The organism is Micromonospora lupini str. Lupac 08 (assembly GCF_000297395.2).
In the GTDB taxonomy this organism is placed as follows: domain Bacteria; phylum Actinomycetota; class Actinomycetes; order Mycobacteriales; family Micromonosporaceae; genus Micromonospora; species Micromonospora lupini.
Genome location: NZ_HF570108.1, coordinates 775,853 through 793,913, shown reverse-complemented (window position 1 = coordinate 793,913; position 18,061 = coordinate 775,853). Strand labels below are relative to the sequence as shown.

The window sequence follows — 18,061 nt, the reverse complement described above, 5'->3', positions numbered from 1 at the left end:
AAGCCGGAACGCCCGATTGCGCCGACGGGGCGAGGGTCAGTCCGGCGGCGGGCCGGCGTGCGTACGGATCCACGCGTGCATGGCGATGCCGCTGGCCACACCCGCGTTGATCGACCGGGTCGAGCCGTACTGGGCGATGGAGTAGAGCTGAGCGCAGGCGGCACGGGCGGGCTCGGACAGGCCGGGCCCCTCCTGGCCGAAGAGCAGCACGCAGTCCCGGGGCAGGGTGCCGGTCTCCAGCGGGCGGGAGCCGGGCAGGTTGTCGATGCCGAGCACGGGCAGCCGCCGCCCCGCCGCCCAGTCGACGAACTCCTCGATCGTCTCGTGGTGACGGACGTGCTGGTAGCGGTCGGTCACCATGGCGCCCCGCCGGTTCCACCGCCGCCGTCCGACGATGTGCACCTCGGCGGCGTTGAAGGCGTTGGCGTTGCGCACCACCGTGCCGATGTTGAAGTCGTGCTGCCAGTTCTCGATGGCGACGTGGAAGCCGTGTCGGTGCCGGTCCAGGTCGGCGACGATCGCCTCGTGCCGCCAGTAGCGGTAGCGGTCGACTACGTTGCGCCGGTCCCCCTCGGCCAGCAACTGTGTGTCGTAGCGCGGGTCCTCGGGCAGGTCCCCCGGCCAGGGGCCCACGCCCACCTCAAGCTGGTCGTCGGTCACGGTCATCAGAGGGTACGGGCCACCTCGGCGCCCGCCGCGACGGCCCGCCGACCTCAGCCCAGGCCGAGCGCGCCACCGAGCCGGTCCAGGAAGCGTCGGTCGGCGGGGCTGGCCAGCCGTCCGCCAGGGCCGGGCACCGCCCGGCAGACGCGGGCCGCGACCGACTGCACCCACTGGCGGTACGCGGCCGAGTCGGCGGGATCGGCCCGTTGCGCCAGGACCCGAACCGCTGCCCGGCAGGCGACCAGCAGGTCCACCAGGTCGGTGAGCCGCTCGGCGGGCGCGGGGCCGCCGTCGTGGCGGGCGTAGATCGCGGCGACGACGGCACGGACGAGATCGCTGTCGAACCCACGGCCGGCGGCGACCGCGTCCAGGCCGGCCAGGCCCGCCAGCACACCCCGTTCCGGGCGGCCGGCGCCGGGCGCGGCGGCGGCCACGAGCACCCGAGCGGGCAGGCTGGTGAGCAGGTCCCACTCGGCGGCGGAGTAGACGGCGGTGGTCAGGGGCGCGGCGCGGCGGCCGGCAGAGGGCGGCTCTCCGGCGACGGAGTGGCTCATCGGAACCTCCGGCGCCAGCATAAGCCCCGAAAGGGTGACCAAGGCCCTCCCCCGCAGAACCTGCTACGGCGAGGAGGGAGAGCCCTGCGTCCGGCGGCGGTGCCTGGTCAGCGGGGTCGGGAACTCTGCGCCGACCCGGGAACGTCAGCGCGGGTCGGGGAAGCTGGGTCGCTCCGGGTCCACGCCCTCGGCGACGGCGCTTGCCGCGTACTCCCGCTTGGGGACCATGACCTTGCGGCGGAAGACGCAGACCATCGTGCCGTCCTGGTTGTAGCCCCGGGTCTCGACCGACACCACGCCCCGGTCGGGCTTGGAGCCGGACTCCCGCTTGTCCAGCACGGTCGTCTCGCCGTAGATGGTGTCGCCGTGGAAGGTGGGCGCCACGTGCCGCAGTGACTCGACCTCCAGGTTGGCGATGGCCTTGCCGCTCACGTCCGGCACCGACATCCCGAGCAGCAGCGAGTAGATGTAGTTGCCGACCACGACGTTGCGCTTGAACTGGCTGGCCGTGGCGGCGTAGTGCGCGTCCATGTGCAGCGGGTGGTGGTTCATGGTGAGCAGGCAGAAGAGGTGGTCGTCGTACTCGGTGACGGTCTTGCCCGGCCAGTGCCGGTAGACCGCGCCGACCTCGAACTCCTCGTAGTAGCGGCCGAACTGCATCCTGGTCCCCTTCGACGGGCGGCGATGGAGTTCGGCACAGCATGCCTTACCGATGGTTAAGGCGACGGCCGGGGCGCGACCCCGGCGGAAATGTCACACCGGTCACTCACCCGAGGGGAGACGCAATGAGCGGCGGGGCCCTCCCCGGCACCCGCCGCCCACGCTCTGATGTGAGGAATTCTGCCCTACGGCGGCGTAGGTTCAACAGAGATCGAGGTCACATTTATCTTTTTGTAACAATACTCTCCGTGACGGAGGGCGGGTTGATCAGCGATCTCCGCAGGCCGGATACCTCCTCGTCAGGGCTCAAGTTACCGATTCGTAGCGCTCAATCGGGTGGATCTCCCTGGAACCGCTCCCATCACCGCAGGTCACGCAAGTGCGTCATGCACTTGCGTTCCGCAGGACGGGATGAACTGACACAGTTCGATGACCCCCGAGGGCCCCACGCAGCCCGGCGCACGTTTCGTGCGGGACGGCCCGGGAATTCGATACGGTCAGCCCTGGTTCTACGGGACGCAGACAAACCGCGGTGATCGGAGAGTGCAATGGCAACCGTTGAGCTGACCTCGACGAACTTCGACGAGGTGACCGGCAACGACGGCATCGTCCTGGTCGATTTCTGGGCCGACTGGTGTGGTCCGTGCAAGCGGTTCGCCCCGGTCTACGAGCGCTCCTCGGAGAAGCACCAGAACATCGTCTTCGGCAAGGTCGACACCGAGGCTCAGCAGGAGCTGGGCGCGAAGTTCGACATCCGGTCGATCCCGACGATCATGGCGATCCGCGACGGCGTCATCGTCTTCGCCCAGCCGGGCGCACTTCCCGAGTCCGCGCTGGAGAACCTGATCGAGCAGGTCGAGGCGCTGGACATGGACGACGTCCGCAAGCAGCTGGCCGAGCACAACCACTGAGCCGTCCCCGCGACGGCGCGCGAGGGCCGGGCCCGGTTCGGGTCCGGCCCTTCGTCGTACCCGGGCACCCGCGCATGATCACCGACCTGGGCAGGCGGAACTGACCGTCGGTGGGACCCGGCGCGGCCGGTACATCCCGTATCGTCACCACCCGATGGAGACCCTCACCACCCGCGGGCGCGCGACCCGGCTGGGCGCGACCGCCCTCGGTCTCGTCCTGCTGCTGCTCGGCACGTTCTGGGGCAGCGACGACGACTTCCCGTTCGGCCCGTTCCGGATGTACGCCACCTCCAACCCGCCGAACGCCCCCGCCCCGGACACCCGCGTGGAGGGGGTGAACAGCACCGGCGTCGTGGTCGACCTCGACCAGAACGCGACAGGCATCCGCCGCGCCGAGATCGAGGGCCAGCAGGACCGGTACGCCGCCGACCCGACGCTGCTCGCCGAGGTCGCCGACGCGTACGCCGAACGCCACCCGGACGCCCCGGCGCTTGTCGAGGTCCGCATCGTCATCCGCTGGCAGGGCATCCGCGCCGGTCGGCCCACCGGAAAGCACACCGACGAGACAGTGGTCCGCTGGCAGGTCTCCCGATGAGCGGCTGGCTGACCGAGGCGGTGCCCCGCGGCCGGATCGCCGCCTTCCGCACCCTGATCTACCTCTTCGTCGCCGCCGACCTGGTGGTCTTCACCCCGTGGGTACGCACCAGGGCCAGCGTGCCCGGCGAGCTGTACCAGCCCCTGCTCGTCGGCCGGCTGCTCCCGCTGCCGACGCCGACGCCGACGGTGGTGGCGGTGATCTTCTGGGCGCTGCTGCTGCTCGCAGTGCTCGCCGCGACCGGCCGGGCGCCCCGGCTGCTCGGCTGGACGGTCTGCGCGCTCTACCTCGAGTGGATGATCATCGCGATGAGCTACGGAAAGGTCGACCACGACCGGTTCGGGCTCCTCGTCGCGCTGGCCGTGCTGCCCACCGCAGGCCGCGCCCGCCACGGCGACACCACACGCACCGAGGCCGGTGGCTGGGCCCTGCGGGTCACCCAGATCGCGGTGATCTGCACGTACTTCCTGGCGGCCTGGGCCAAGCTGCGCTTCGGCGGCCTGGACTGGCTGACCGGCTCGGTCCTGGCGCGGGCCATCATCCGACGCGGCACCGACCTGGCGGACCTCGTCGCCCAGGTGCCGTACCTGCTGATCGTCGCCCAGTTCGGCATCGTGGCGTTCGAACTGTTCAGCCCCGTGGTGTTCCTGCTGCCGGCCCGCTGGCGACTGGCGATGGTCGGCTTCTTCTACTCGTTCCACGTGGTGACCATCGCGACCATCACGATCTCGTTCGCGCCGCACCTCGCCGCGATGACGAGCTTCCTGCCGCTGGAGCGGGTCCGCCCGCTGGTCTGGGCCCGCCGGCTCGCCGGCCGCGACACCTCGGGATCGACCTCGACGGACGTCGACACCGCGGCGACACCACCAGATCAGGAGCGGATCGGCGCCGGCACGAAGCCGACGCCGCTCGACGATCAGGCCCCGGCGCTCGGGCGGCCGGCCGGCCCGTAGAGCCGGTCCCGGGCCTCCTGCGGCAGGGAGCACGCCGCCGTACCACCGGGGAGTCGGTGCCGGTTGCGCGCCACCCAGCGGTACGCGGGCCAGGCCACCGCGCGCGCCGGCGGGAACCGCAGCCCGGCCCCGGCGACCCGCCAGAGCGGACCACTCGCGGCGAGCAGCTTCGCGATGGCGTCCGGCCCGGCGGCGCGTGAGCCGTCCTCGCCGACCCACTGCACGGCCTCCTCGCACTGCGCGGCCGTGAGACCGAGCGCGTCCAGGTCGGCGAACTGCCAGGGCACCACCCGGGCGGCGGTGGGGATGCGGCGTTCGATGAACTCCGCGCAGCTCGTGCAGAACGCGCAGTCCCCGTCGTAGACGAAGGTCGACCTCTCCATGGTGTCCATCCTCCCCCGCGCGACCGCCCCTTGGGCTCCGGTGTCCGGCGCGTCACTTGCGCACACCTCGTACACGTGTTCGAATAGTGGCCATGCGCTGGGACAACCTCACCGCTCCCCCGACTGAGGGAGACCCCGAGCGGGCAGCGCCAGCGACGCCACCCCTGCCGCTGGCGCTGCCCGGCGCCGTCGTGCGCACCTTCGACACCCCCGAGTTCGCCGGGATGACCTTCTACGAGGTGCAGGCCAAATCCATCCTCAACCGGGTGCCCGGCCAGTCCCGCGTCCCCTTCGAGTGGACCATCAACCCGTACCGAGGCTGCTCCCATGCATGTGTTTACTGTTTCGCGAGAAATACTCACACTTATCTCGATCTCGATGCCGGCGCGGATTTCGACCGGCAGGTGATTGTCAAGGTCAACGCGGGTGAGCTGGTCCGGCGGGAGTTGGCCGCGCCGAAGTGGCGGGGCGCGCACGTGGCGATGGGCACCAACGTGGACTGCTACCAGCGGGCCGAGGGTCGTTACCGGTTGATGCCGGAGATCATCGCGGCGCTGCGGGACTTCGCCAACCCGTTCTCCATCCTGACCAAGGGCACGCTGATCCTGCGGGACCTGCCCCTGCTGCGCGAGGCCGCCGAGGTGACCCGGGTCGGCATCTCCTACTCGGTGGGCTTCGTCGACGAGCAGCTCTGGCGTGCCGTCGAGCCGGGCACGCCGCACCCGAGCCGCCGGCTGGACGCGGTCCGCCGGCTCACCGACGCCGGCTTCGAGGTCGGAGTGCTGATGGCGCCGATCCTGCCCGGCCTCAGCGACGGCGACGAATCGATCGACGCGACCGTGGCGGCGATCGCGGCAGCCGGGGCGACAAGCGTGACGCCGCTTGCGCTGCACCTGCGCCCCGGCGCCCGGGAGTGGTACGCGCAGTGGCTCGCCCGGGACCATCCACACCTCGTGCCCCGCTACCGCGAGCTCTACCGGGCCGGCGCGTACGCCCCGCAGGCGTACCAGCGGGAGCTGACCGCGCGGGTGCGGATCGCCGCGCGGCGGCACGGGCTGCACCGGGGCGAGCTGGGTGACAACCGTCGCCTGCCCGAGCCGCCCCCACCGCCGGCCGCCGAGCAGCTGACCCTGCTCTAGCGAGGCGGCGGCGCTACAGTCGGCGGGTGCGTACCGCTCAGCAGATCCTCGCCGACTCCGCAGTCATCGCCGTCGTGGGCGCGTCGCGCGACCCGCGAAAGGCCGCGCACGGTGTGCCGTTGCAGATGCAGCAGTACGGCTGGCGGATCATCCCGGTCAACCCGACAGTCGACGAACTCTTCGGCGAGCGAGCGTACGCGACGCTTGCCGACATCCCGCACCCGGTGGATCTGGTGGACGTGTTCCGGCCGGCGGCCGACGCCGTGCAGGTGGTCCGGGACGCGGCGGCGATCGGCGCCCCCGCTGTCTGGCTGCAACTGGGCATCGTCTCGGCCGAGGCGCGACGGATCGCCGAGGAGGCCGGAATGGACTATGTCGAGGACCGCTGCCTCATCGTCGAGCGCGCCGCAGCCGGCCTGACCCGGCTGTCCTAGTTTCCCGGTGGTCGTACCCTCGCGGCATGGTCCTCCTGCGGCTCGGTCGCGTGCCTTCGCTGCGAGACGGACTCTGGCTACGCCGGGTCTCGGCTCTGGCGACCGCGACGACGGTGACGGCGGGGGTCGCCGGTGGGCTGCTGCTGGTGCCTCCGATCAGCCCCGCCATCGTGAGCCTGACGATCTGGCTGACCATCGGCGCCCGGCACCTGACCGGGCGGTGGTGGCCACGGCGGGACGGCCACCTGCGCTGGCGGGAGCGTGTCGCCGGCCTGGACACGATCGAACCGGGTCTGGTGGCACGTCGGTCGCTCGCCGGGTGGGTCGACCTGGTGGCGGGGGCGATCCAGTTGATTGTGATCGGTGGGTGCCTGCTCGCCAGCCTGCCCCCGCACGACCGCTGGGTCGACATGGTCCGGCCGGTGCTCGCCGTCGGGTTCGCGGTCTGGGCCGGTCGGACGGTCTATGAGGAGGTACGGTTCACCGGCCGGCTGGCGCTGACCGCCAGCGCGATCCGACACGGCCGCACAGCTCTGGACTGGACGAACATCGACCGGGTCAGCCCGCACCGGCGCGACGGCCGGTTGAACGGGGTACGGCTGCGGCCGGCGGTCTGGCAGTCGCTGCGGCCGGCGCCGGTGGTCGGCGGCCGGGACACGGCGGTGCCGGAGGATCGTCTGATCGCCGCCCTGGACGACTACCGGTTCCGACCGCAGGACCTGGCCGCCGAGCCACGACAGGGGTCGCTCAGAGCTTGTACTCCTTGAGCAGGCCGCGGGAGATGATGGTCTTCTGGATCTCCGAGGTGCCCTCCCCGATGAGCAGGAACGGGGCCTCGCGCATCAGCCGCTCGATCTCGTACTCCTTGGAGTAGCCGTAGCCGCCGTGGATCCGGAACGCCTCCTGGACGACCTCGGCGCAGTATTCCGAGGCGAGCAGCTTGGCCATTCCGGCCTCGACGTCGTTGCGCTGGCCGGCGTCCTTGAGGCGTGCGGCGTTGACCATGAGGGCGTGCGCGGCCTCGATCTTCGTGCCCATCTCGGCGAGCTTGAAGGCGATGGCCTGGTGCTTGGCGAGCGGCTGGCCGAAGGTCTTGCGCTGCTGGGCGTACGCGACGGCCAACTCGAAGGCGCGGAGCGAGATGCCGCAGGCGCGGGCGGCCACGTTGACGCGGCCCACCTCGATGCCGTCCATCATCTGGTAGAAGCCGCGGCCCACCTTGTCGGCACCGCCGAGGATGGCCGAGTCGGGAACGGTCACGCCGTCGAGCACCATCTCGGTGGTCTCGACGCCCTTGTAACCCATTTTTTCGATCTTGCCGGGGATGGTGAGGCCGGGGGCGGTCTCGCCGAAGCCCGGCTCCTTCTCCAGCAGGAAGGTGCTCATGTTGCCGTACACCGACTCGGCGCCGGTGTCGGTCTTGACCAGGGTGGCCACCACCGAGGAGTACGCCCCGTTGGTGAGCCACATCTTCTGCCCGTTGAGCACGTAGTTGTCGCCGTCGCGGACGGCCCGGGACGTGATCGCCGAGACGTCGGAGCCGGTCTCGGGCTCGGACATGGAGAACGCGCCGCGCACCTCGCCGGTGGCCATCTTCGGCAGCAGGCGGGTCTTCTGCTCGGCGGAGCCGTGCTGGGAGATCAGGTACGCCACGATGAAGTGGGTGTTGACGATGCCGGAGATCGACATCCAGCCCCGGGACAGCTGTTCCACCACGAGGGCGTACGTGAGCAGCGACTCGCCGAGCCCGCCGTACTCCTCGTCGATGGTGAGGCCGAACAGGCCCATCTCGCGCATCCCGTCGAGGATGTCGGTGGGGTACTCGTCGGCGTGCTCCAGCCGCTGGGCGTGCGGGATGATCTCCTTGTCGGCGAACTCCCGGACGGTCTCCAGGATCGATCGCTGCACATCGGTCAGGCCGGGCGTCTGGGCGAGTCGGGCCATCTCAGCCTCCGGGGATCAGCGCACTACTCATGGGTAACTGAACGCTCGGTCAGTATCGGCCTCCCGGTCGGTGAGGCCAAGGTGACCAGTCCACACAACAGCTGTGAAAAGGTTCACCGCTGCGGGTACCGTCCGGCAAGAAGGACCTTTCCGGCACCGGCAGGAGGAGGACAGCCGTGAGCTACCCGCCACCGTCGGGCCCCCCGGGGGACGAGCCGCCGCCGTCACCCTACGAGCCACCCCCGGACCAGTCGCCGTACGCGCCGCCGCCGGCCGGCCAGACGCCGTACCCGCCGCCACCGGACCAGTCGTCGTTCGGGCCACCGGAACGCTCGCCGTACGGGCCTCCCGCGGACGAACCGTCGCCGTACCAGCAGCAGAACCCGCACCAGCCGGCGCACTGGGGGCAGCAGCCGCCGTACCCGCCGCAGGGCCCCTACGGCCAGTACGGCCCGCCGCCCTCCGGACCCGGTCGGGGCACAAACGTGCTGGCGATCCTGTCGCTGGTGTTCGCCTTCGTGTTCCCCCCGGCCGGCGCCGTCCTCGGTCACCTGGCCAAGCGACAGATCCGCACCAGCGGCGAGGACGGCGACCAGCTCGCCACCTGGGGGCTGATCCTCGGCTACGCCTTCACCGCGCTGACCCTGCTGGCCTGCTGCGGCTGGCTGGCGCTCGTCATCTTCAGCAACAACGGCGACAGCGGCGGCTACTGAACCGCCGGGCCGATCAGCGGAAGCGCGCCTCCCGGACGCTGTTGCCGCCGTCCACCACAAGCATCTGACCGGTGATGTACGAGGCGGCAGGCGAGCAGAGGAAGCTGATGGCCGCGGCGACCTCGTCCGGGGTGCCCGGTCGACCGACAGGCGTGCCCAGACCCTGCTTGATCTCGGCCATCGTGGACGCCGCCGTGTAGATGGTGCCCGGCGCGACCGCGTTCACTGTCACCCCGTCGGCGATCATCTCCATGGCCAGCGCACGGGTCAGCCCGACGACACCGGCCTTCGCGGCGGCGTACGCGGCCTCGGTGGGCAGGGCGTTGACCGGCCCGGCGGTGGCCGCGAGGTTGACGATCCGCCCCCAGCCCCGCTCGGCCATCCCGCCGATGAACGCGCGACTGCACAGGAACGCGGTGGACAGGTTGCGGTCGATCTCGCCGCGCCACTCGTCGTAGGTCAACTGGGCGACGGGACGCAGCACCCCCTGGCTGGCCCGGCTCGCCAGTCCGGCGTTGTTGACAAGCACCTCGACGTCACCCAACTGCTCGGCGACGGCGTCGGCAAGCGCGCCGACCTCGGACTCGTCGGTCAGGTCCGCGACGAACCCGGTCGCTCCCAGCTCACCGGCGCGCTCGTGGATGCGCCGGGTGGTGCTGACGATGGCCACCCGCGCCCCCAGGTCGGCGAGTCGCCGGGCGGTGGCGTACCCGATGCCGTCCGGGCTGCCGGCCCCGGTCACCAGGGCGACCCGACCGTCGAGCCGCATGGTCACCGGGTCATCGAGTGCGACCGGCTCGTCGGGGCCGGGCGCGCCGGCCGGCGCGGCGGCCCGACCGCGGCGGCCCGCACCCGGGCGGCTCACGTCCCGTCGCGGTCGACTGCCGGAACGGTCCGCGGCGCGCGCGTCTATTGCCATGACAGGGATCCTGCCCGTTACGACCGGCCCGAGCAACGCGGCACCCGGGAGCGGGGCCATCGGGTTTGGGTACCCCTGGCTACTCTGACGGCGCACCCGAGCCGACGGAGAGTTCGCATGACCAATCCCCCACCCCCCGGCGGTTGGACCGACCCCACCTGGTCGGCTCAGCCGTCGAGCGCACCGCCGGACCCGACCCTGGTGGCCGGCCAGCCGGTCCCGACCCAACCTGGCCCCGGAAACCCGTACGGGCCTGTCGACCCGTACGCCGGTGGGCAGGTGCCGCCGGGGGCGTACGCGCCGCCCGGCTACCCGCCGCAACCCGGTTACGGCTACCCGCCACCGCCGAAGACCAACGGGCTGGCCATCGCGGCGCTCGTGCTGGCCCTGGCCGGCCTGACCACCTGCGGCATCACCGGGCCGATCGGGGCGATCCTCGGTCACGTGGCGCGGAAGCAGATCCGGGCCAGTGGCGAGGGCGGCGAGGGGATGGCGAAGGCCGGCATCATCGTCGGCTGGATCGTCACCGCGCTGATGGTGCTGCTGATCGCGTTCTACGTCGTCGCGATCGTCTTCGCGGTCACGACCGGCAACGACAGCAGCAGCAGCAGCAGCTACTGACCCGGCCGGCGGGTCCGCGTACCGCCTGCTGGTGGGCCGGGTCGGCAGCCGGCGGCGGCCGCCCCGGCCCGACCCGTCACTCGGCCGGCGGGGTGAACGACGAGGTACGGCTCATCCCGGCGGCGCGGCCCTTGGCGGCGATCACCAGTGCCATCTTGCGGGACGCTTCGTCGATCATCTCGTCGCCGAGCATCACCGCGCCGAGCCTGCCGCCGGCCTCCGAGGTGTAGTGCTCGTACGCGTCGAGGATCAACTCGGCGTGGTCGTAGTCGGCCTGGGCGGGCTGGTAGACCTCGTTGGCGGCGTCGATCTGGCCCGGGTGCAGCACCCACTTGCCGTCGAAGCCCAGCGCCGCCGAGCGCTTGGCCACCTCGCGGAACGCGTCGACGTCGCGGATCTGCAGGAACGGGCCGTCGATGGCCTGCTTGTCGTGCATCCGCGCGGCCATCAGGATGCGCATCAGGATGTAGTGGTACGGGTCGCCCGGGTAGTCCGGGATCAGGCCGCCGACCACCAGCGACCTCATGTTGATCGACGCCATGAAGTCGGCCGGGCCGAAGATGATGGTCTCCACGCGCGGCGAGGCGGCCGCGATGGCGTCCACGTTGACCAGACCCGCCGCGTTCTCGATCTGCGCCTCGATGCCGATCCGACCGACCTCGAGGCCTATCGTCTTCTCGATCTGGGTGAGCGTCAGGTCCAGCCACTGCACCTGGGCGGCGTTCTGCACCTTCGGCAGCATGATGCAGTCGAGGTTCGCGCCGGCGCCCTCGACCACCTCGATGACGTCCCGGTAGGTCCACGGGGTCGTCAGGTCGTTGACCCGGACCACCCGGGTCTTGCCGGCCCAGTCACCGTCGTTGAGAGCGGCCACGATGTTCTTGCGGGCATCCGGCTTGGCCAGCGGCGCGACGGCGTCCTCCAGATCGAGGAAGACCTGGTCGGCGGGGAGACCCTGCGCCTTGCCGAGCATCTTGACGCTCGAACCCGGCACGGCGAGGCAGGACCGGCGGGGGCGACCGACTGCGGCCATGAATGCGCTCCTTCCAGCGTCCGGCGGGCACGCCGACGCCAGCTGACTCCGAGGAAAACTTAACGATCCCAAAGGACGTGGTGACGTCACGGTAACCTCGCGCCATGACCGGGGTGAATGGACCTGTGGAAGATCTCACTGGGCGTCGACTCGTGGTGGTGACCGGGGCCAGCTCCGGCATCGGACTGGCCGCCGCGGTGAACTTCGCGTGCCGCGGAGACCAGGTGGTGCTTGTCGGACGGGACCCGGCCCGCCTGCAGGCCGCGGCGGAACGGGTACGGGAGACCTCGGGCGCGCGTCCCGAGTTGTTCCGGGCCGACTTCGCGGTCCTCGACGACGTACGCGGGCTCGCCGAGCGGCTGCGCGACGCGTACGACCGGATCGACGTGCTTGCCAACAACGCCGGGGCCATCGCGCTCCAACCGCTCACCACCGTCGACGGTTTCGAGCTGTCGATCCAGGCCAACCACCTAGCCCCCTTCCTGCTGACCAATCTGCTCGCCGACCGGGTCGGCCGGATCGTGGTGACCGCCTCGGGTGCGCACCGCTTCGGCGCGCTCGACCCGGACGACCTCAACAAGCCGCTGCGCGGTTACCGGCCAATGGGCGCGTACGGCACCAGCAAACAGGCAAACATCCTGTTCGCCGCCGAGGCGGCCCGCCGCTGGCCGCACATTCCCACGCACAGCTTCCACCCGGGGGTGGTGCGTACGAGGTTCGCCAACGACAGCCCGATGGTCGCGTTCGGCATGCGGTTCCTGCCGTTCCGCAGCCCGGAGAAGGGCGCCGAGACGCTGGTCTGGCTGGCCAACCAGGATCCGGCCCGGCTCGTCAACGGGGCGTACCACTACAACCGCCGGCCACGCCGGCCGTACCGCAAGGCGGCCGACCCGCGGCTCGCGGCCCGGCTCTGGGAAGCCAGCGCCACGGCCGTCGGCATCGCTGGGTAGCGTGGCCGTCATGCTGACGCTTGTCGCGATCGTCGAGTATCCGGCCGGGGCCGAGGCCGCCGGTCAGCGCTACGAGGACACCGTTCTGGCGCTGCTCGACCGGCACGGTGGCCGGCTGGAACGACGGCTGCGCGGCACCGACGGGCGGACCGAGGTCCACGTGATCACCTTCGACGACCGGGCCGGCTACGAGTCGTTCCTCGTCGACCCGGAGCGGACCGACCTGCGTGCCGCCCTGGGCACGGCAGCTCCGAACACCCGGGTGATCGAGGTCCACGAGGTCTGAGAGCCCTCAGCCCTCCAGTGGGGCGGGGTCGGCTGGCAGAGCGGTTGGCGGCGTCGTACGGCGGCCGGCGCGGGCGCCGCCCAACACCACCACCACGACCCCGACCAGCAGCAACGCCATGCCCAGCAGCGCGTACGGGCGGGGCAGCTGACCCAGCCAGGCCCAGCCGAGCAGGGCCGCGCCGGGGGCCTCCAGCAGGATCAGCACGCTCACCGTGGTGGCGGGGATCTTCTGCAGGGCGTAGTTGAACATCGAGTGCCCGAGCAGTTGGGCGCCGGCCACCAGGGCCAGGATCGCCAGCCACGTCCGCCCGTCGAAGCCGGTCATCCGGACCCCACCGACCAGACAGATCACCAGCAGGATCAGCGCGCAGATGCCGTAGCAGATGGTCGTGTAGGTGGTGGTGCTGATGCTGGCCCGGGCCCGTTCGCCGAAGGCGGTGTAGACGGCCGCGAACATTCCCCCGGTCACCGCCAGCAGGTCGCCGACGACGGCCCGGCCGGAGATGCCCGCGTCCGCGCCGGTGGCGATCACCGCTCCGCCGACGGCCACGGCGATGCCGATCCACACCACCGGCGGCAGCCGACGGCCCTGGGCACGCGCGATCAGCCCCTGCCAGACCGGCTGGGTGGCGACAAGCGCGGTGGCAGCGGCGACGGACGTGAGCTTGGCGCTCGGGACCCAGGTCGCGAAGTGCCCGGCCAACGCGACCCCGGAGAGGACGCAGAACAGACCCTCCCGCCGGCCCGCGCCGACGGCCAGCCTGCGGAACTCCGCGCGCCGCCGGGCCAGCGAGAACGGGCTCAACACGGCCACCGCGAGCAGGTTGCGCCAGAAGGCGATGGCCAGGGCGGGAGCGGCGGCGTACGCGATCAGCGGCGCGGACGACGACACGGCGACGACGGCCAGGCCGACGGCGCCGGTGGTCAGCGGGTCCAGCGGCGGGCGGGGAGATCCAGGGGGCACGGGAAGCAATGGTCACACGATCACGGGCAGCACGGACCGTCAGCGCTCCGTTACGATCACGCGCGTTCGCGCCGACGACCCTCTACCGCCCGGAGGCGCTCCCCGATGCCCGACTACCAGGCGGTGCTGTTCGACTTCTTCGGCACGCTTACCCGTTCGGTCCAGCGTGGTGCCGCGCACCTCGGCACCGCGGAGTTGCTCGGCTGCCCCACCGAGACACTGACCGAGGTGCTGAATCGCACCTACTACGAGCGGGCCAGCGGGCTGCTCGGCAACGCGGAGGCGACCCTGCGGTGGGTGTGCGCCCAGGCCGGCGTACACCCCAGTGACCGTGCCCTGCGGGCGGCGGTGGCGTCCCGGCACCGGGCGATCCGCGCGGACACCCGGCTACGGGCCGACGCGGTGCCCGTGCTGGCCGCGCTGCGCCAGCGCGGCCTGCGCACCGGCGTGGTCAGCGACTGTACGCACGAACTGCCGGCCTTCCTGCCGCAGCTCGCGATCGCACCCCTGCTCGACGTGCGGGTCTTCTCCGTGCAGGTCGGACGCTGCAAGCCGGACGCGGCGCTCTACCTGACCGCGTGCCGTCGGCTCGGGCTCGCGCCGGACGAGTGCCTGTACGTCGGCGACGGCGGCAGTCAGGAGCTGACCGGCGCCGAACGGGCCGGGATGACCGCCGTCCGGCTGGCCGCGCCCGACCTGGCCGAGCACATGGTGTTCAACGCGGACCGGGAATGGCGCGGCCGCACGCTCGGCGCCCTGCGCGAGGTGCTCGACCTCGTGGGCACCGCCGCCGAGACAGCCGGCGTGGGCACCTTCGGCGTCGGCTCAGGCGTCGGCGGCCCGGCGGCCTGACCACGACGCCGACCGAACGGACCAGCCTGCCGGCGGGCCGCACGGGTCGGCCGGCCGCACGGGTCAGCGGCCCGCAGGGCCGGGCCAGCGGCCCGTGGTCAGCGGCGGCGGACGCGGTGCAGGCGGAACGGCTTGCGGGTGGCGCGAACCGCCGGAGTCTCCCGAGGCTCCTCGGTCTGCGCGTCGGACGGCAGGCCGGCGCCGGTCAGCGGCTCGCCGGCCGGGGCGAGTCGGTTCACCGCGCAACCCTCGGCCGCCCAGCGGGCCACCAGGTCGGCGGTCGGGCCGGGAGCGTTCAGGCGCTTGGCCGCCACCAGCGGCGCGGCGGTGTCCCACGCGTCGGTGCCGGGTGCCAGCCGGGTCACCCGGGCCGGCCAGGTGACGATCCGTCCTCCGTGGTCGCCGCGCAGGGTGACCTGCGCCTCGGTCGCGTCGGCAAGCCCCGGCGCGGCCTGCTCGCCCGGCCCGCTCACCACGAGGAGCGCGCCCTCCAGCGGAGCGCACCAGAGCGCGAGCGCCGGCCCACCGGACACGCTGACCCAGGCCACCGCGGCCTTCTTCATCGCCTCGTCGACCAGCGGCGTGCCACCGGAGGCATTCTCGTCCGTCACACGGGCATTCTCCCGCATCGGCGCCGTCACTCAGCCCACGAACGGCGGCACGGCGATCTCGCCCCGGGCCACCGGCATCACCTGGCCGGCGACCGTCGCGCCGACGGCCACACCGTTCGCCGCGGTCACCGTGCAGGCCAGCGCGGACGGGCGGTTCATCTCGATGCCCTGGCGTACCGCGTAGTGCGCCAGGCCCTCGCCCGGAAGCAGACCGGTCGCCACCAGCCAGACCCCGAGCCCGAGCGCCGCCGAACCGGTCGCCGGGTCCTCCGGAACGCCGATCCCCGGCACGAAGACCCGGGCGTGCGCGGTTTGCGTGCCGGCGTCCCAGGAGAAGACGCTGACGTGCGCCACCCCGTACCGTTCCGCTGCTGCCGGGTTCACCCGAGCCCGGGCCACCGCATCCGGACGGACCGGCAGGTAGGGGAACTCCAGCCCGCAGCCGGCCACCCGGGGGGCGGGCCCGGCACGGTCATGGTCGTCCGCGACCAGCCCGGCGATCTCCAGCAACGGCTCCGGGTCCAGCTCGGGGCCGAGGGTGGGGCTGCCTCCGGTGAGCGTCGCCCCGGACGCGGTCACCTCGATCGGCAGCACACCGGCGCCGCACTCCTGGGTGACCTGCCCCACACCGAACATTCCGCGTCGACTCGCGACGACCGCCGCGCCGACACTCGGGTGCCCGGCGAACGGCAGCTCCTCGGCCGGTGTGAAGATGCGGGCCCGGTAGGTGGCTCCCACCTGCGTGGGTGGCAGCACGAACACCGTCTCGGAGAGGTTGAACTCCAGCGCCAGCGCCTGCATCTGCTCCGTGGCCAGCGCCTCAGCGCCGAACACCACGGCCAGCGGGTTGCCGGCGAACGGGCGGTCGGTGAAGACGTCCACGATCTCGTAGGCCAAGGTCGACATGTTGATAAACACTAGGCGCTTAGGCTGGTGCCCGTGAGCACGCCGACCCGGGTCTACATCGCCCGTCTCGCCGGAGTCGCCGTCTTCGATCCGAACGGTGACCAGGTGGGACGGGTCCGTGACGCCGTGGCACGGCTGCGGGCGACCAAGCGGCCCCCCGAGGTGGTGGGTCTGGTCGCCGAGATGCCGATGCGCCGACGGATCTTCCTGTCCATCAACCGGATCACCTCGATCGACGCGGACGCGGTGGTCCTCGGCTCCGGCACCCTCAACCTGCGCCGCTTCGAGAAGCGCCCGAACGAGCTGCTGGTGCTTCAGGAACTGCTGGACCGGCGCGTACAGCTCGAACCGGGCGGCCAGCCCGGAGCGGTGGTGGACGTCGCGATGGAGTGCACGCGCGGCGGTGAGTGGTCACTCAGCCGGGTCGCGGTCCGCGAGCAGACCGGCCGGCTCAGCCGCCGCGGCCACCTGCACCAGGTCGAGTGGGACCGGGTGCGCGGGCTCAGCGGCATCGCCGACAACCGGGGTACGGCGAACCTGCTCGCCGTCCTGGAGGACATGCGCCCGGCCGACCTGGCCAACGCCCTGCAGGACCTGCCCGACACACGGCGCAACGAGGTCGCGGCGGCGTTGAACGACGAGCGGCTCGCCGACGTGCTCAGCGAGCTGCCGGAGCACGACCAGGTGGAGATCCTCGCCGCGCTGGACCGGGAACGGGCCGCGGACGTGCTGGAGGAGATGGACCCGGACGACGCGGCGGACCTGCTCAACGAGCTGCCCCCGCCGGAGCAGGACGTGCTGCTGGACCTGATGGAGCCGGACGAGGCCGACCCGGTACGACAGTTGCTGAAGTACACCCCCGGCACGGCGGGCAGCGTGATGACCTCGGAGCCGGTCATCCTGCCGCCGGACGCCACAGTCGCCGAGGCGCTGGCCCGGATCCGGGAGCCGCAGCTCTCCCCCGCCATCGCCGCGCAGGTCTTCGTGACCCGGGCGCCGCAGAACACCCCGACCGGCCGCTACCTGGGCATGGTGCACTTCCAGGCGTTGCTGCGGGAACCGCCGGCCGACCTGCTGGGCAAGGTGGTGGTCAACGACATCGACCCGCTGCGTCCCACCACCCCGCTGCCGGAGATCACCCGCCGCATGGCCACCTACGACCTGGTCGCCATGCCGGTGATCGACCGGAGCAACCGGCTGGTCGGCGCCGTGACTGTCGACGACGTGCTGGACCACTCCCTGCCCCGGGACTGGCGCGACCGGGACGCCCTGGGCGCCCCGGGGGCCTCCGACGCGGTGCTGGACGGCGACGGTGGCTGAGCAGCGGCGTACGGAGCGGCTCGACCAACCCCGCGAGCCCCGGGGCATCAAGCTCCCCCGGTTCGACGCGGAGGCTTTCGGTCGCTGGTCGGAGGGCATCGCCCGGGGCATGGGCACCGCGAACTTCATCGTCGTCATGACTGTGGTGATCGCGATCTGGTTCGGCTGGAACACTCTCGCCCCGGCCGAGCTGCGCTTCGACCCGTACACCTTCACGTTTCTCACTCTGGTGTTGTCGTTGCAGGCCAGCTACGCCGCGCCGCTGATCCTGCTGGCCCAGAACCGGCAGGCCGACCGGGACCGGTTGGCGCTGGAGGAGGACCGGCGGCGGGCCACCGCCCAGAAGGCGGACACCGAGTACCTGGCACGGGAGATCGCCGCGCTGCGGATCGCGCTCGGCGAGGTGGCCACCCGTGACTTCCTCCGTTCCGAGCTGACCCGGCTGGCCGAGGAGCTGGACGAGGCGGGGCAGCGCCGGCAACGCCTGGAGCGCCGGCAGCAGGAGAAGGACGGCCAGCAGGAGCGGCGGGCGCAGCGGGCGACCGACGGCCTGGGCCTGGACGAGCCGCGCGACGACCTGGACGGGGACTTCGCCCGCGACGCCCGGCCCGACCGCTGATCAACGGGTCGGATTCCGCTCATCGTTTG

23 protein-coding genes are annotated in these 18,061 nt (G+C 71.9%); 13 read left to right on the top strand and 10 right to left on the bottom strand.

All coding sequences use genetic code 11. From position 1 onward, the window contains the following. Positions 1 to 36: 36 nt before the first annotated feature. From MILUP08_RS04930 to MILUP08_RS04920, 3 genes are all read right to left on the bottom strand, one after another. Entirely contained in the window at positions 37 to 660 is a 624-nt protein-coding gene (locus MILUP08_RS04930; protein ID WP_039907321.1) for a TrmH family RNA methyltransferase, read from the bottom strand. A 53-nt stretch (positions 661 to 713) separates the two neighbouring features. Then, positions 714 to 1,238, bottom strand: a complete 525-nt coding sequence (locus MILUP08_RS04925; protein ID WP_039905387.1) for a hypothetical protein — start codon at positions 1,236 to 1,238, stop codon at positions 714 to 716. A 123-nt stretch (positions 1,239 to 1,361) separates the two neighbouring features. Continuing rightward, positions 1,362 to 1,877, bottom strand: coding sequence for a MaoC family dehydratase (locus MILUP08_RS04920; RefSeq protein ID WP_007455293.1), 516 nt, complete (start codon positions 1,875 to 1,877; stop codon positions 1,362 to 1,364). 548 nt (positions 1,878 to 2,425) lie between these two features. Between MILUP08_RS04920 and trxA the strand changes: the two genes are divergently transcribed. From trxA to MILUP08_RS04905, 3 genes are all read left to right on the top strand, one after another. Beyond that, positions 2,426 to 2,788: a thioredoxin gene (gene trxA, locus MILUP08_RS04915; protein ID WP_007455291.1), complete on the top strand. Its 363-nt coding sequence runs from the start codon at positions 2,426 to 2,428 to the stop codon at positions 2,786 to 2,788. Between the two features lie 154 nt (positions 2,789 to 2,942). Then, positions 2,943 to 3,383, top strand: a complete 441-nt coding sequence (locus MILUP08_RS04910; RefSeq protein WP_007455288.1) for a hypothetical protein — start codon at positions 2,943 to 2,945, stop codon at positions 3,381 to 3,383. Beyond that, positions 3,380 to 4,336: an HTTM domain-containing protein gene (locus MILUP08_RS04905; RefSeq protein ID WP_007455286.1), complete on the top strand. Its 957-nt coding sequence runs from the start codon at positions 3,380 to 3,382 to the stop codon at positions 4,334 to 4,336. The genes MILUP08_RS04910 and MILUP08_RS04905 overlap by 4 nt, the downstream gene beginning before the upstream one ends. Here the strand turns inward: MILUP08_RS04905 and MILUP08_RS04900 are convergent. After that, the gene (locus MILUP08_RS04900) at positions 4,300 to 4,719 is read right to left on the bottom strand and encodes a thiol-disulfide oxidoreductase DCC family protein (RefSeq protein WP_007455284.1); all 420 of its coding nucleotides are present in this window, start codon (positions 4,717 to 4,719) and stop codon (positions 4,300 to 4,302) included. The two genes, MILUP08_RS04905 and MILUP08_RS04900, sit on opposite strands and share 37 nt — an antisense overlap. Positions 4,720 to 4,811: 92 nt before the next feature. On the opposite strand from MILUP08_RS04900, the gene MILUP08_RS04895 reads away from it, so the two are divergent. Genes MILUP08_RS04895 through MILUP08_RS04885 form a run of 3 tightly spaced genes read left to right on the top strand, consistent with a single transcriptional unit; the run spans position 4,812 to position 7,059 of the window. Next, on the top strand, positions 4,812 to 5,858 hold the full coding sequence (locus MILUP08_RS04895; protein ID WP_007455282.1) for an Rv2578c family radical SAM protein: 1,047 nt from the start codon (positions 4,812 to 4,814) through the stop codon (positions 5,856 to 5,858). A gap of 26 nt (positions 5,859 to 5,884) precedes the next feature. Beyond that, on the top strand, positions 5,885 to 6,292 hold the full coding sequence (locus MILUP08_RS04890) for a CoA-binding protein (protein ID WP_007455281.1): 408 nt from the start codon (positions 5,885 to 5,887) through the stop codon (positions 6,290 to 6,292). Between the two features lie 26 nt (positions 6,293 to 6,318). Beyond that, on the top strand, positions 6,319 to 7,059 hold the full coding sequence (locus tag MILUP08_RS04885; RefSeq protein ID WP_007455280.1) for a hypothetical protein: 741 nt from the start codon (positions 6,319 to 6,321) through the stop codon (positions 7,057 to 7,059). On the opposite strand, the gene MILUP08_RS04880 is transcribed toward MILUP08_RS04885, so the two are convergent. Then, positions 7,040 to 8,236: an acyl-CoA dehydrogenase family protein gene (locus MILUP08_RS04880; protein WP_007455279.1), complete on the bottom strand. Its 1,197-nt coding sequence runs from the start codon at positions 8,234 to 8,236 to the stop codon at positions 7,040 to 7,042. The two genes, MILUP08_RS04885 and MILUP08_RS04880, sit on opposite strands and share 20 nt — an antisense overlap. A 176-nt stretch (positions 8,237 to 8,412) precedes the next feature. Here MILUP08_RS04880 and MILUP08_RS04875 point away from each other — a divergent pair, with 176 nt between their 5' ends. Beyond that, on the top strand, positions 8,413 to 8,949 hold the full coding sequence (locus tag MILUP08_RS04875; RefSeq protein WP_007455278.1) for a DUF4190 domain-containing protein: 537 nt from the start codon (positions 8,413 to 8,415) through the stop codon (positions 8,947 to 8,949). Positions 8,950 to 8,962: 13 nt separating this feature from the next. On the opposite strand, the gene MILUP08_RS04870 is transcribed toward MILUP08_RS04875, so the two are convergent. Beyond that, a complete protein-coding gene (locus MILUP08_RS04870; protein ID WP_007455277.1) occupies positions 8,963 to 9,868 on the bottom strand; it encodes an SDR family NAD(P)-dependent oxidoreductase in 906 nt (301 codons plus the stop codon). Between the two features lie 117 nt (positions 9,869 to 9,985). Between MILUP08_RS04870 and MILUP08_RS04865 the strand changes: the two genes are divergently transcribed. Continuing rightward, complete coding sequence (locus MILUP08_RS04865; protein WP_007455276.1) at positions 9,986 to 10,489, top strand: DUF4190 domain-containing protein; 504 nt, start codon at positions 9,986 to 9,988, stop codon at positions 10,487 to 10,489. A 76-nt stretch (positions 10,490 to 10,565) separates the two neighbouring features. Here the strand turns inward: MILUP08_RS04865 and MILUP08_RS04860 are convergent, their stop codons facing one another. Beyond that, on the bottom strand, positions 10,566 to 11,522 hold the full coding sequence (locus tag MILUP08_RS04860; RefSeq protein WP_007455274.1) for an HpcH/HpaI aldolase/citrate lyase family protein: 957 nt from the start codon (positions 11,520 to 11,522) through the stop codon (positions 10,566 to 10,568). 125 nt (positions 11,523 to 11,647) lie between these two features. Here MILUP08_RS04860 and MILUP08_RS04855 point away from each other — a divergent pair, with 125 nt between their 5' ends. Then, complete coding sequence (locus tag MILUP08_RS04855) at positions 11,648 to 12,472, top strand: SDR family NAD(P)-dependent oxidoreductase (RefSeq protein ID WP_039905383.1); 825 nt, start codon at positions 11,648 to 11,650, stop codon at positions 12,470 to 12,472. A gap of 10 nt (positions 12,473 to 12,482) precedes the next feature. Then, positions 12,483 to 12,758 carry a hypothetical protein gene (locus MILUP08_RS04850; protein ID WP_039907318.1) on the top strand — a complete coding sequence of 92 codons (276 nt, stop codon included), beginning with the start codon at positions 12,483 to 12,485 and terminating at the stop codon, positions 12,756 to 12,758. A 6-nt stretch (positions 12,759 to 12,764) separates the two neighbouring features. Here the strand turns inward: MILUP08_RS04850 and MILUP08_RS04845 are convergent, their stop codons facing one another. Next, positions 12,765 to 13,733 (bottom strand): DMT family transporter, encoded by a 969-nt coding sequence (locus MILUP08_RS04845; protein WP_051065669.1) that lies wholly within the window; start codon positions 13,731 to 13,733, stop codon positions 12,765 to 12,767. A gap of 96 nt (positions 13,734 to 13,829) precedes the next feature. On the opposite strand from MILUP08_RS04845, the gene MILUP08_RS04840 reads away from it, so the two are divergent. After that, positions 13,830 to 14,576 (top strand): HAD family hydrolase, encoded by a 747-nt coding sequence (locus MILUP08_RS04840; RefSeq protein WP_007455266.1) that lies wholly within the window; start codon positions 13,830 to 13,832, stop codon positions 14,574 to 14,576. A 98-nt stretch (positions 14,577 to 14,674) separates the two neighbouring features. On the opposite strand, the gene MILUP08_RS04835 is transcribed toward MILUP08_RS04840, so the two are convergent. Both MILUP08_RS04835 and MILUP08_RS04830 read right to left on the bottom strand, forming a co-directional pair. Then, positions 14,675 to 15,205, bottom strand: coding sequence for a hypothetical protein (locus MILUP08_RS04835; protein ID WP_007455264.1), 531 nt, complete (start codon positions 15,203 to 15,205; stop codon positions 14,675 to 14,677). 12 nt (positions 15,206 to 15,217) lie between these two features. Beyond that, positions 15,218 to 16,093, bottom strand: a complete 876-nt coding sequence (locus MILUP08_RS04830) for a PhzF family phenazine biosynthesis protein (RefSeq protein WP_007455261.1) — start codon at positions 16,091 to 16,093, stop codon at positions 15,218 to 15,220. Positions 16,094 to 16,126: 33 nt separating this feature from the next. On the opposite strand from MILUP08_RS04830, the gene MILUP08_RS04825 reads away from it, so the two are divergent. Continuing rightward, positions 16,127 to 17,413, top strand: coding sequence for a magnesium transporter MgtE N-terminal domain-containing protein (locus MILUP08_RS04825; RefSeq protein WP_007455259.1), 1,287 nt, complete (start codon positions 16,127 to 16,129; stop codon positions 17,411 to 17,413). Then, positions 17,406 to 18,032: a DUF1003 domain-containing protein gene (locus MILUP08_RS04820; RefSeq protein WP_007455258.1), complete on the top strand. Its 627-nt coding sequence runs from the start codon at positions 17,406 to 17,408 to the stop codon at positions 18,030 to 18,032. The genes MILUP08_RS04825 and MILUP08_RS04820 overlap by 8 nt, the downstream gene beginning before the upstream one ends. The last annotated feature ends 29 nt before the right edge of the window (positions 18,033 to 18,061 follow it).

Excerpts from the sequence above, each read along its gene's own strand:
- MILUP08_RS04840 (WP_007455266.1), top strand. The coding sequence starts at position 13,830 with ATGCCCGACTACCAGGCGGTGCTGTTCGACTTCTTCGGCACGCTTACC.
- MILUP08_RS04920 (WP_007455293.1), bottom strand. The coding sequence starts at position 1,877 with ATGCAGTTCGGCCGCTACTACGAGGAGTTCGAGGTCGGCGCGGTCTAC.
- MILUP08_RS04880 (WP_007455279.1), bottom strand. The coding sequence starts at position 8,236 with ATGGCCCGACTCGCCCAGACGCCCGGCCTGACCGATGTGCAGCGATCG.
- MILUP08_RS04830 (WP_007455261.1), bottom strand. The coding sequence starts at position 16,093 with ATGTCGACCTTGGCCTACGAGATCGTGGACGTCTTCACCGACCGCCCG.
- MILUP08_RS04865 (WP_007455276.1), top strand. The coding sequence starts at position 9,986 with ATGACCAATCCCCCACCCCCCGGCGGTTGGACCGACCCCACCTGGTCG.
- MILUP08_RS04885 (WP_007455280.1), top strand. The coding sequence starts at position 6,319 with ATGGTCCTCCTGCGGCTCGGTCGCGTGCCTTCGCTGCGAGACGGACTC.
- trxA (WP_007455291.1), top strand. The coding sequence starts at position 2,426 with ATGGCAACCGTTGAGCTGACCTCGACGAACTTCGACGAGGTGACCGGC.
- MILUP08_RS04870 (WP_007455277.1), bottom strand. The coding sequence starts at position 9,868 with ATGGCAATAGACGCGCGCGCCGCGGACCGTTCCGGCAGTCGACCGCGA.
- MILUP08_RS04905 (WP_007455286.1), top strand. The coding sequence starts at position 3,380 with ATGAGCGGCTGGCTGACCGAGGCGGTGCCCCGCGGCCGGATCGCCGCC.
- MILUP08_RS04835 (WP_007455264.1), bottom strand. The coding sequence starts at position 15,205 with ATGCGGGAGAATGCCCGTGTGACGGACGAGAATGCCTCCGGTGGCACG.
- MILUP08_RS04860 (WP_007455274.1), bottom strand. The coding sequence starts at position 11,522 with ATGGCCGCAGTCGGTCGCCCCCGCCGGTCCTGCCTCGCCGTGCCGGGT.
- MILUP08_RS04910 (WP_007455288.1), top strand. The coding sequence starts at position 2,943 with ATGGAGACCCTCACCACCCGCGGGCGCGCGACCCGGCTGGGCGCGACC.
- MILUP08_RS04900 (WP_007455284.1), bottom strand. The coding sequence starts at position 4,719 with ATGGAGAGGTCGACCTTCGTCTACGACGGGGACTGCGCGTTCTGCACG.
- MILUP08_RS04895 (WP_007455282.1), top strand. The coding sequence starts at position 4,812 with ATGCGCTGGGACAACCTCACCGCTCCCCCGACTGAGGGAGACCCCGAG.
- MILUP08_RS04850 (WP_039907318.1), top strand. The coding sequence starts at position 12,483 with ATGCTGACGCTTGTCGCGATCGTCGAGTATCCGGCCGGGGCCGAGGCC.
- MILUP08_RS04925 (WP_039905387.1), bottom strand. The coding sequence starts at position 1,238 with ATGCTGGCGCCGGAGGTTCCGATGAGCCACTCCGTCGCCGGAGAGCCG.